Source organism: Pseudomonas karstica, from assembly GCF_009707515.1.
GTDB lineage: Bacteria > Pseudomonadota > Gammaproteobacteria > Pseudomonadales > Pseudomonadaceae > Aquipseudomonas > Aquipseudomonas karstica.
In genome coordinates, this window is the sequence record NZ_WLYI01000039.1 from 36222 (window position 1) to 46346 (window position 10125).

General features: G+C 60.0%; 10 protein-coding genes. 4 read left to right on the forward strand and 6 right to left on the reverse strand.

The features are described from left to right. Positions 1-87 precede the first annotated feature (87 nt). Positions 88-990 (forward strand): LysR substrate-binding domain-containing protein, encoded by a 903-nt coding sequence (locus GIR22_RS22735; RefSeq protein WP_178122427.1) that lies wholly within the window; start codon positions 88-90, stop codon positions 988-990. Here the strand turns inward: GIR22_RS22735 and GIR22_RS22740 are convergent. Both GIR22_RS22740 and tcuC read right to left on the reverse strand, forming a co-directional pair. Beyond that, on the reverse strand, positions 982-1743 hold the full coding sequence (locus GIR22_RS22740; RefSeq protein WP_154745514.1) for a substrate-binding domain-containing protein: 762 nt from the start codon (positions 1741-1743) through the stop codon (positions 982-984). The genes GIR22_RS22735 and GIR22_RS22740 overlap by 9 nt on opposite strands. After that, the gene (gene tcuC, locus GIR22_RS22745) at positions 1740-3038 is read right to left on the reverse strand and encodes an MFS transporter (protein WP_154745515.1); all 1299 of its coding nucleotides are present in this window, start codon (positions 3036-3038) and stop codon (positions 1740-1742) included. Before tcuC ends, GIR22_RS22740 begins: the two co-directional genes overlap by 4 nt. 198 nt (positions 3039-3236) lie before the next feature. On the opposite strand from tcuC, the gene GIR22_RS26025 reads away from it, so the two are divergent. Beyond that, entirely contained in the window at positions 3237-3383 is a 147-nt protein-coding gene (locus tag GIR22_RS26025) for a hypothetical protein (RefSeq protein WP_178122428.1), read from the forward strand. Positions 3384-3449: 66 nt separating this feature from the next. Here the strand turns inward: GIR22_RS26025 and GIR22_RS22750 are convergent, their stop codons facing one another. Continuing rightward, positions 3450-3842, reverse strand: coding sequence for a VOC family protein (locus GIR22_RS22750; RefSeq protein ID WP_154745516.1), 393 nt, complete (start codon positions 3840-3842; stop codon positions 3450-3452). A gap of 112 nt (positions 3843-3954) precedes the next feature. Here GIR22_RS22750 and GIR22_RS22755 point away from each other — a divergent pair, with 112 nt between their 5' ends. Beyond that, a complete protein-coding gene (locus tag GIR22_RS22755; protein ID WP_154745517.1) occupies positions 3955-4863 on the forward strand; it encodes a LysR substrate-binding domain-containing protein in 909 nt (302 codons plus the stop codon). 53 nt (positions 4864-4916) lie between these two features. On the opposite strand, the gene GIR22_RS22760 is transcribed toward GIR22_RS22755, so the two are convergent. The 3 genes from GIR22_RS22760 to GIR22_RS22770 all read right to left on the reverse strand — a co-directional run bounded on the left by GIR22_RS22760 (position 4917) and on the right by GIR22_RS22770 (position 8962). Beyond that, entirely contained in the window at positions 4917-5849 is a 933-nt protein-coding gene (locus GIR22_RS22760; protein WP_154745518.1) for a LysR family transcriptional regulator, read from the reverse strand. 163 nt (positions 5850-6012) lie between these two features. Next, positions 6013-7200 (reverse strand): cyanate transporter, encoded by a 1188-nt coding sequence (locus GIR22_RS22765; protein WP_154745519.1) that lies wholly within the window; start codon positions 7198-7200, stop codon positions 6013-6015. A gap of 136 nt (positions 7201-7336) precedes the next feature. After that, entirely contained in the window at positions 7337-8962 is a 1626-nt protein-coding gene (locus GIR22_RS22770; protein WP_154745520.1) for a 5-guanidino-2-oxopentanoate decarboxylase, read from the reverse strand. A 113-nt stretch (positions 8963-9075) separates the two neighbouring features. On the opposite strand from GIR22_RS22770, the gene GIR22_RS22775 reads away from it, so the two are divergent. Next, positions 9076-9951 carry a LysR substrate-binding domain-containing protein gene (locus GIR22_RS22775; RefSeq protein WP_154745521.1) on the forward strand — a complete coding sequence of 292 codons (876 nt, stop codon included), beginning with the start codon at positions 9076-9078 and terminating at the stop codon, positions 9949-9951. Positions 9952-10125 lie beyond the last annotated feature (174 nt).

A 10125-nucleotide genomic window follows, 5' to 3' on the forward strand; every position in this document is an offset into this window, starting at 1 on the left:
TCGTATCGGGCGGCCGTCGTTAACTATCGGGTAGGGAAGCTTTGCCATAGGATAATGGCATCCTCCTGACGAACCCATGGCGCTCACGTGATCATCAACTTTGACCTCAACGATCTCCAGGCCTTTCGCGCGGTGGTAGACAAGGGCAGTTTCCGTGCCGCCGCCGAGGCGATCCGCATTTCCCAGCCGGCCCTGAGCCGACGCATCGAAAAGCTCGAGTCCGCCCTGCAGGTCAAGCTGTTCGAGCGCACTACGCGCCGGGTTAGCCTGACCATGGTCGGCCGGGCCTTCCTGCCTCAGGTCGAACGCATGCTGGATGACCTGGACACCGCCCTGATGGGCATCAGCAACGTTGCTTCGACGCGTATGGGCAATGTCACCATCGCTTGCGTGCCGTCGACCGCGTATTACTTCATGCCCCATGTGATTTCCGAGTTCCACAAGCTGTACCCGAAGATCCGGCTACGGCTGCTGGACGCCAGCGCGGGTGAAGTCAGTGCGGCGGTGGCCAGCGGCGAGGCGGATTTTGGCGTGAGTTTCAGCGGTAGCCTGGCGGACGAAGTGGAGTTCGAGTTGCTGTTGCAGGAGCGTTATGTGCTGGCTTGCCGCCGTGATCATCCGTTGGCCGAGCGCGCGAGCGTGACATGGACAGAAGCCTACGAGCACGACTACATCACGGTGGACAAGACTTCAGGCAATCGCTTTTTGCTGGATCAGGCGTTGCGCGGGGTGCGGGTGAAAAAGCAGAGCATTTGCGAGACCCATCACGTTACGACGATGATCGGGCTGGTGGAGGCGGGGCTTGGGGTGGCGATGGTGCCGTCGATTGCGATGCCTGCGGGAGCGCACCCGATTCTGGTGAGTGTGCCGTTGGTAGAGCCTGAGGTGGTGCGCAATGTCGGTTTGATCAAGCGCCGCGGGCGTACATTGACGCCCGCGGCGCTGGAGTTGGAACGGCTGGTGCGGGACAAACCATTTCGGTCAGGGTGAGACCGAGTCCAGGCCAGTGGATTGCACCGCTGGTTGTGCCTGCGGCGAGGCGAGAAATTGCAGCAGTGCCTTGGCCTGGGCCGGATGTTTGGCGTTGGTCGGGATGCCGGCGGCGAAGCGGGTGACGGATTGCACGTCTTCGGGGATTTTACCGACGTAGGTCACGCCCGGAACCGGCAGCAACTCCGACACCTGTTGCAGGCCCACCTCGTACTCTCCCTTGGCAACCACCGAGGCCACCGGGATGCGCTCGATCATACTGCCCTTGGAGGCCATGCCGAGTTTTTTGAACAACTCTTTTTCGACATACACGCCGCTGGCGCTATCGGAATAGGCCACGGATTTGGCCTTGAGCAGAACGGCTTTCAGTTCGGCATTGTTGTTGATCGAGGGCTTCGCGGCGCCTTGCTTGACCACCAGGCCGATCCGCGAGTCGGCCAGTTCGACGCGTGAGTCCTTGTCGACCTTGCCCTGTTTGATCAAATTATCCAGCGCGTAACCCACCATGATCACCACATCTGCCGGTTCACCACGGGCCAGGCGGTTGGGGATGGCCTCAGGTGCCTTGCCCATGGACGGGCCCAGGATCGTGTCGAGGGTATTACCGCTTTGGCTGGCGTATTGCGGGCCCAGCAGTTTATAGGCCGCAGTGAAACCACCGGAGGTCATGACCTTGATCTCTTCGGCCTGTACGGTGGCCACCGCCAGGGTGGCGATGACACAGGCAGTCAGTACTTTGAACAGGGCTTTCATGCCATCGTCTCCTGAGCATGCAGGTTGGCGCGCCGATACAGCGTCAATGTCGCGCAAAGGGCACACAGCGCGGCAAATATCAGCCAATAAGCCGGCGATGCCTTGTCCTCGGTGACATGAATCAGCCAGGTCGAAATGGCTGGGGTAAAGCCACCAAACACGGCAGTGGCCAAGCTGTAGGCCAGGGAGAAACCGGCCACGCGCACCTCCACCGGCATGATTTCGGTGAGCGCGGGAATCATTGCGCCGTTGTACATGCCGTAGAGGAAAGAGAACCACAGCAGGGTTTCCAGCATATGGGCGAAGCTGGGCGCCTGTACTACGTATGACAGCGCGGGATAGGCGGTCAGCACGGTCAAGACGGTCATGGCAACGAGTACCGGCTTGCGGCCAAAACGATCACTCAAAGTGCCGCCAATCGGCAGCCAGATAAAGTTGGAGATCGCCACCAGCAAGGTCACCAGCAGTGCGTCGGCAGTGCTCAGGTTCAACACGGTTTTGCCGAAGGTGGGTGCGTACACGGTGATCAGGTAGAACGCGGTAGTGGTCATGGCCACCATCAACATGCCGGCGATCACAATGGTCCAGTTCTTTACCAGCGTGGCCAGCACTTCGCTCATGGTTGGACGATGGCGGCGTGCGGCGAACTCTTCGGTTTCCTGCAGGTTACGGCGCAGCACGAAGATGAATGGAATGATCATGCAACCGACGGCGAACGGGATGCGCCAGCCCCAATCGGCGACCACGGCAGGTTCCATCCATTGGTTCAGGCCAAAGCCCAGGGCGGCGGCGACCACAATCGAGATCTGCTGGCTGCCTGATTGCCAACTGGTATAGAAACCCTTGCGCCCCGGCGTGGCCATTTCTGCCAGGTACACCGAGACACCGCCCAGTTCCGCACCCGCCGAAAAACCTTGCAACAGGCGGCCGAGCAGCACCAGCAGCGGGGCCCATAAACCAATGCTGTGATAACCCGGGACCAGGACGATCAGCAAGGTGCCGCTGGCCATGATCGACAACGTGACGATCAGGCCCTTGCGACGGCCTACGTCATCGATATACGCACCGAGAATCACCGCACCCAGGGGGCGCATCAGAAAGCCTGCACCGAACACGGCGAAGGTCATCATCAGCGACGCGAATTCATTGGCTGCCGGGAAAAATGCAGCGGCAATGTAGGTGGCGTAGAAGCCGAAAAGAAAGAAATCGAACTGTTCGAGAAAGTTGCCTGAGGTGACGCGCAATACCGTGCCGGCTTTTGAGCGGACGGAGTCAGGCCGGGGAGGGCTTTGCATGATTTTGTGTCTCCAGCGTGCTTTTTAAAGTGCTTGTTTCGCTTAAGACTGTGGATAGTGACTGACACATTTAGAAATGATAAGTGAATTATTTACATCTATTGATGCGCTTGAGTTATCAATTGGATGGATCACACGCTAGCATTCCTTGTTCTATGCTTACCCAGTGTGACCAATTCTTACGGATGGGAGGTGGGTATGGCCGACGAACCAAAACATCAGGATGACGCGCAGCGAGAGCGTGCCAGGCAACGCCGGGAAGAAGAGAAGCCCCAGACCTGGAAGCATCCGGACGATGGCACGGAACTGTCCGAGCGGGATCAGGAGTTGCCGCTCAAGCCTTGATGAATGCTATCGATGAATCACGCAGACCCAGTGTGGAAGCAGGTAACTTCCACACTGGGTCTTCGTTCAGCCCTGGATCGGCGTGCACAACTCCACCAGCGTGCCATCCGGGCAACGCACATACGACACCACTTGCCCCCAGGGCTTGGCGTTCGGTGCGGCAAGCTCTCTTGCACCCTCGGCCAGCGCCCTGGCGTGGGCTGCAGGCACATCATCAGTGACAAACCCCAACTCCATCCCCAGTGGCTGCTTTGAAGCATGCGCCTCGACATGGCCGCCCTTGAAGTTCACTTCCCCCAACGCATGAGCCGCGAAAGATAGGGTGGTCTCGCCAGTTTCCAGTTCGCCATAAGTACCGGATTCATGCAGGAAGCGACGACTGAAACCGAAGGCTTTTTCAAAGAACTCCAGGGACGAAGCGACGTCTGGGACGTAGATGATGGTGTATCCGAACTTCATGGCTGAGCGCTCCTTGCTGTGTTTGATGGCAGATAAGAATGTCACACACATAGACGCCAGGCCCCAGGTCTTTCTACACTGCCTCTTGTCTTAGGGAGTAGGGCTGGCGCCGATGAATCGCAATGAATTACGCAAGGCCGACATCAACCTGATGGTGGTCTTCGAAACGCTGATGCTCGAACGCAATGTGACGCGGGTCGCAGAGAAGCTATTTCTGGGGCAGCCGACCATCAGTTCTGCTCTCAATCGCTTGCGCACATTGTTCAATGACCCACTGTTCATTCGTGTAGGCCATCGCATGGAGCCGACGGCGCGGGCCGAGCAGATCATCCAGCATTTGTCGCCAGCGCTGGATTCGTTGTCCTCGGCCTTGAGCTTGACCCACGATTTCGACCCGTCCAGCAGCACCATGACCTTCCGCATTGGCCTCTCCGATGACGTCGAATTTGGCTTGTTGCCACCCTTGTTGCGCACCTTGCGCCAAGAGGCGCCCCAAGTGGTGTTTGTGGTGCAGCATGTCGATTACTGGCGAATTCCCGACTTGCTGGCCTCCGGTGATATCACCGTGGGCATTACCCAGACGCGGGGCCTGCCGGCCAATGCCAAGCGCAAATTGCTGCGCCATATTCGTCCCAGCGTGTTGCGCGCCGATGCCTCGGACCGGCCGCTGACCCTTGATGAATACTGCGCACGGCCCCACGTGCTGGTGTCCCATACCGCCAACGTCACCGGGTTTGCCGATGAGTGGCTGGCAGAAATCGGTCGTAAGCGCCATGTGGTGCTGTCGGTGCCGCAATACAGTTCGCTGCCGGCGCTGCTGGCTGGCACCGACATGATCGCCAGCTTGCCGGACTACACCGCCCAAGCCATGGCTGCCTCGGGGACTGTGTTCTGTGAACCGTTTCCGTTCGAAACCCCAACCCTGGATTTGTCCATGGTCTGGCTCAGCCATGTGGACACCGATCCGGCGGAGCGCTGGATGCGTTCGCGGCTGGAAGCGTTCATGAGTGATCGGCAATAAGGCCTATGGCAAGGTCGCCACAGATTTAACCCAGGCCGCGGCCCTGGCTGCGACTACATCCCCTGAGCCCCACAGACCTTGACTACCTGCTCCCGAAACCAGGTGTTGGCGCTGTCTTGCTCACTTGACTTATGCCATTGCATCTCCAGGGTGAAGCCCGGCAGGCCATTGGGCGCTTCGCAATGGCCGAACAGCGGCTCGACTGCCAGCAGTTGCTGTACCCGACGAGGCAAGGTGACGATGAAATCGGTGCCGGTGACCATCTTCAGCGCCGCGCTATAGCTGTTGGCCCGGGCAATCACCTGGCGCTTGTGTGCCTGGCGTGCCAGCCAGCCGTCGATCATGTTGGTATCGGAGGTCCAGGGAGTAGGAAACACATGGCGCCGGGCGACGAAGGATTGCAGGCTGAACGCCGGTTCCCTGGGCGCTGCGCGTTTGTCGAAGACGCAGACCAGATCATCCTCCAGCAGCATTTGCGTCTTGAGATCCTTGTGGACGCGATGAAAGTGCGGGCCGAAGCAGATCACCAGGTCCAGGTCGCCATTGCGCAAGGTTTCGGCAGGGATGTCGGTTTCCAGCTTCTGCACATTGACGATCACCGGCAGGTCGGCGCGATCGAAGTTCTTCAACAGTCGGGGCAGGATCAGTTGTTCGAAGTATTCCGGAGCGCAGAGGTTGAAGGTCACGGTTTTCTGAGTCGGATCGAAGGCCTGGCGGCCAGCGTGACACAGGTTGATGCTTTCCAGGATCTTCTGCACATGGCCGTACATGGTTGTGGCCTTGTACGTCGGGTGCATGCCCGCTCGGGTGTTGATAAACAACTCATCCTCGAAACTGGTGCGCAGTTTCTTCAGGCTGTAGCTCACCGTGGATTGGCTGACGAAGAGGGTTTCGGACACATCGGTGACGCTGCTTTGCTCATACACAGCGATAAACACCATCAGGTCCTGCATATCGAGCTTTCTAAGCAAGTTGCTGTTTAGCATCAGTTCCGTCCGATAAGCCCTTTGCGCTGTTGCAGCGCAAGACAAGGGCAAAATGTTAACGGAACGTCCGTACCAATAGAAAGGTCTGTCGGACCTTTCTATGTTTAGCGTGGGACAAATAATGTTGGGAACACGACGCTTTGGCCAAAGGCTCTAGACCGCGCTATTGAATATGCCGGGCATAATGCCGTGGATCGAAGCGCAACACGATCAGTAGCATGAGCACCATCACTGCGGTCAGGGACCACCATGCCCACTCGAAACTGCCCAGTTGGTCGCGGATCATCCCGGCAACCAGCGGCGAGAGGCCGGCGATCAAATAACCGATGCCTTGTACGAAAGCTGTCAGGCCGCCGGCTCGGCGTGGGTTGTCCAGGTGATCGAGCGACAGGATCAGGCTCATGGGAAACAAGCCACCAATGCCCAGGCCCAGCAGGCACGGCCACAGCAATCTCAGGGAGTGCGGGGAGAGAATCAGGCCGCAGAAACCGGCAATGATCAGCACCAGCAATACCGCGACCACGCCACGTTTGTCCTGGCGCCGGTTGGCGATGGCGGGGGTGATCAGGCCCGAAACCACTTCCATTGCGGTCAGAAAGCCCAGCAGCAGACCAGCGCTCTGTTCGCTTAAGCCTTGCTCTACGTAGTACGGCGCCAGCCAGGCCAATACGCAGGTATAGGACGCGGTACCGAGGCCAAAGAAGATCGCCAGCAACCAGGCGCGCCGATTGCCGAAAAACGCTTCCTGCGGGCCCAAGCCTGCTTGCGGCAACGGCGGCAGTGCCGAGCGCTGGGCGTACCAGAACACCAACGCCAGCACCGCAAGCATTGCCCAGATCGCCAGGCCAATGCGCCAACTGCCGGTCTGTACCTGAACAAAAGGCGAGAACGACGCGGCGAGAGCGGCGCCGCCCATGATCGCTGTCACATACAGGCCCATGAACAGTGAAACATTGTCGCTGAAACGGGATTTGATCAGGGCCGGCATCAGCGCCTGGATCATTGCTATCCCCAGGCCTGCGGCAACGGCACTGATGATCAGTTCCAGGGCCGAATCGAGAAACAGCCGCGACACGGTCGCCAGCCCAATCACCACCAGCGACAACACAATGCTGCGGTGTTCACCGAAGCGTTTGGCCAGGCCCATGCCAAAGAACATCGCCAGGCCCATGGCCATGACCGGCAACATGGTGAGTAATGAGGCACTGCTGAAGCTCAAGGGGACTTCGCCGCGAATGGACGACAACAATGGGCCGACCGCCGCCATCGACGGTCGCAGGTTGAGGGCGACCAGCACAATGCTGATCATCAGCCAGAGGGCGGTGGTGGGTCTTGTGTGAACGGTTTCCATGGGTGGGCCTTGAAATGACAAGGCATTATTAGGCCGCGCGGCAAGGCGGTGGGCAAATGAGAAAGTCGTTGGGCCTATTGAAAAAGTGCGGCTCTTGACGGTTGGCCGTTGATATACCGACCTTCAAGAGCCGCACTCATACTGATACGTTCTTCATCCAGAGCTCTTGGTCGATTTCAATCAGTGTCGGCCCCTGGCGACCAATGGTGGCGCGTAAGGCCAGGCGCAACTCTTCAACCCCTTGGATGGCCTGGGCGGTGCAGCCCAGCGCCTTGGCCGCGGCGATAAAGTCCGGGGTGTAGATGTCCACGCCCACAGGCGTTATGGCACGGTTGATCATGTATTTCTTGATCTCTTCGTAGCCCTGGTTATTCCACAACAGGACGATGATCGGCGTGCGGGCTTCCACCGCACTGGCCAGTTCCGAGAGGGTGAACTGCAGCCCGCCATCGCCGATCAGGCACACCACCGGCGCCTTACCGCCATGCCCCAGCCAGGCACCGATGGCGGCGGGCAGGGCGTAGCCGAGGGTGCCGTAGCCGGTGGAGGAATTGAACCAGCGGCGTGGCTGGTTGAGGTTCAGGGTCAGGTTGCCGGTGTACACCGGTTGGGTGGAGTCGCCGACCAGCACCACTTCGGGCAACTCTTCCAGCAGGGTCTGGAGGAACAGGGTTTGCGCACGGGTGGCGGCGTCCCAGGTTGGTGCCAGGTCGCTCCATAGGCGGGCAACGCGGTGCGCGCCCCACTTATCATTGCGCTCGGCCAAGGGGTGGCTACTCAGCTCATCAAGCAAGGCCTGGGCGGCGATCCGGGCGTCGGCCACCAGCGCCACTTGCGGCGGATAGTTGCGCACGGTCTGGTCCGGGTCGATATCGATGCGCAGCAAGGCGCCGGGAATCTCGAAGCCGCCAGCGAACGTGACGTCGTAATCGGTTTCCGCCAATTCGGTGCCAATGGCCAGCACGGTATCAGCCTCGGCTACGAGGGCGCGGGTTGCCACCAGGCTTTGGGTGGAGCCGATCAGCAATGGATGATTGGCCGCCAGCATACCTTTGGCATTGATGGTCAAGGCCACCGGTGCGCCGAGGGTTTCGGCCAGGCGGGTCAATTCGCCGGCAGCATCAATGGCGCCGCCACCGGCTAGAATCAACGGCCGCCTGGCCGTGGCCAGCAACTGGCTCATCTGCTTGACCGCCGACGGCGCGGCCCCGGCTCGCGCGACGCTGACCGGTTCGGCGCCGAGCAATGCGTCGGCATTTTCGACCAGCACGTCCAGAGGTATTTCGATATGCACCGGACGCGGCCGTCCAGCCTGGAACAGCGCAAAGGCCCTCGCCAGTACGCCAGGCAACTCGGTGGCCGACATCAAGGTATGGGAAAACGCCGCGACACCCGCCACCAGCGCGCCCTGGTTTGGCAGCTCATGCAACTTGCCGCGCCCGCCGCCCAACTGGCTGCGGGACTGCACGCTGGAAATCACCAGCATCGGAATCGAGTCGGCGTAGGCTTGGCCCATGGCGGTGATGATGTTGGTCATGCCCGGGCCGGTAATGATGAAGCACACGCCGGGCTTGCCGCTGGTGCGCGCATACCCGTCGGCCATGAAGCCGGCGCCCTGTTCATGGCGTGGAGTGATCGGGCGGATGCTGGAGCGGGCCAGGCCCCGGTATAACTCAACAGTGTGAACCCCAGGGATACCGAACACCTGTTCCACACCATAACCTTCCAGCAGCTTGACCAATACTTCGCCACACGTTGCCATGTCATTGCCCTTGTTGTTATTGAGACGAAGCGGTATTGGGCCGGCAGGGCTGTAGCGGTAACAATCGATAAAAAGTCATACTAGCCATGTCCTCAGATCATGGCTGCTGCCCGATGAAACGCCTCCCTCCGTTGCCTGCGTTGCACACCTTTTGGATTACCGCCCAATGCTGCAACTTCACCCGCGCCGCCGAGCAACTGCATATCACCCAGGGTGCGGTGAGCCGACAGGTTGCCGGGCTGGAAAGTCATCTGGGCTACCCGTTGTTCCTGCGTCAGGCTCGCGGCCTGGGCCTGACAGACGAGGGACGCGAATGGTCGTTACGGGCCCAGCAAGTGTTTGGCCTGATAGGCGATGCGGTGGAGCAGATCGGCCGCCGTCGCGAGACCTTGCAACTCAAAGCCTCCACCTGCGTCATGCGCTGGCTGCTGCCGCGCCTTATACAGTGGCAACAGGAACGACCGGACGTGCCGGTGGAACTGACCACCACCGTGGCTTGTGCTGTGGATTTTCGTCGTGAGCAGTTCGATGCCGCCGTGATTTACCTGCCCATTGCCGAACAGCCGGCCCAGGCTCGGCATTTGTTTGACGAACAACTGACGCCAGTGTGCGCACCAACGCTGCTTGGCGGTTTACACGCGCCGACCGATTTGCAGCAACAGGTGTTATTGCACCCCACGCGGGACGAGCAGGATTGGACGTTGTGGCTCAAGGCGGCCGGGATACGCCTGAGCAATCTGGGCCAGGGGTATCACTTCGAGACGCTGGACCTGGCCATGACCGTGGCGCTACAGGGTTCTGGGGTAGCGATTGGCGACAGCGCGCTGATTGGCGAGGATCTCAAGGCCGGGCGGCTGGTGATGCCATTTGAATTGAGGGTGCCGACGGGGATGGGGTATTACCTGGTATATCCGCCGGGGACGGAGCCTTCGGCGGGGCTTGAAGCGTTGATGACCTGGTTGGTCAGCCAAGCGCAACCGTCCGGATAGCCGCTGGCGCAGCCTGCGATCGGCTGCGCAGCAGTCGCCTGGGTTTTGAAATTGCTGAAGGTCCTGCGGCCCTTATCGCAGCCTCGTGCCTCGACAGCGGCTACAAGGAACCTGTCGATCACAGGTCACCTGTAGCCGCTGGCGTAGCCTGCGATCGGCTGCGCAGCAGTCGCC

Coding starts and splice junctions, on each gene's coding strand:
- GIR22_RS22740 (WP_154745514.1), bottom strand. CDS start 1,743: ATGAAAGCCCTGTTCAAAGTACTGACTGCCTGTGTCATCGCCACCCTG.
- tcuC (WP_154745515.1), bottom strand. CDS start 3,038: ATGCAAAGCCCTCCCCGGCCTGACTCCGTCCGCTCAAAAGCCGGCACG.
- GIR22_RS26025 (WP_178122428.1), top strand. CDS start 3,237: ATGGCCGACGAACCAAAACATCAGGATGACGCGCAGCGAGAGCGTGCC.
- GIR22_RS22750 (WP_154745516.1), bottom strand. CDS start 3,842: ATGAAGTTCGGATACACCATCATCTACGTCCCAGACGTCGCTTCGTCC.
- GIR22_RS22755 (WP_154745517.1), top strand. CDS start 3,955: ATGAATCGCAATGAATTACGCAAGGCCGACATCAACCTGATGGTGGTC.
- GIR22_RS22760 (WP_154745518.1), bottom strand. CDS start 5,849: ATGCTAAACAGCAACTTGCTTAGAAAGCTCGATATGCAGGACCTGATG.
- GIR22_RS22765 (WP_154745519.1), bottom strand. CDS start 7,200: ATGGAAACCGTTCACACAAGACCCACCACCGCCCTCTGGCTGATGATC.
- GIR22_RS22770 (WP_154745520.1), bottom strand. CDS start 8,962: ATGGCAACGTGTGGCGAAGTATTGGTCAAGCTGCTGGAAGGTTATGGT.
- GIR22_RS22775 (WP_154745521.1), top strand. CDS start 9,076: ATGAAACGCCTCCCTCCGTTGCCTGCGTTGCACACCTTTTGGATTACC.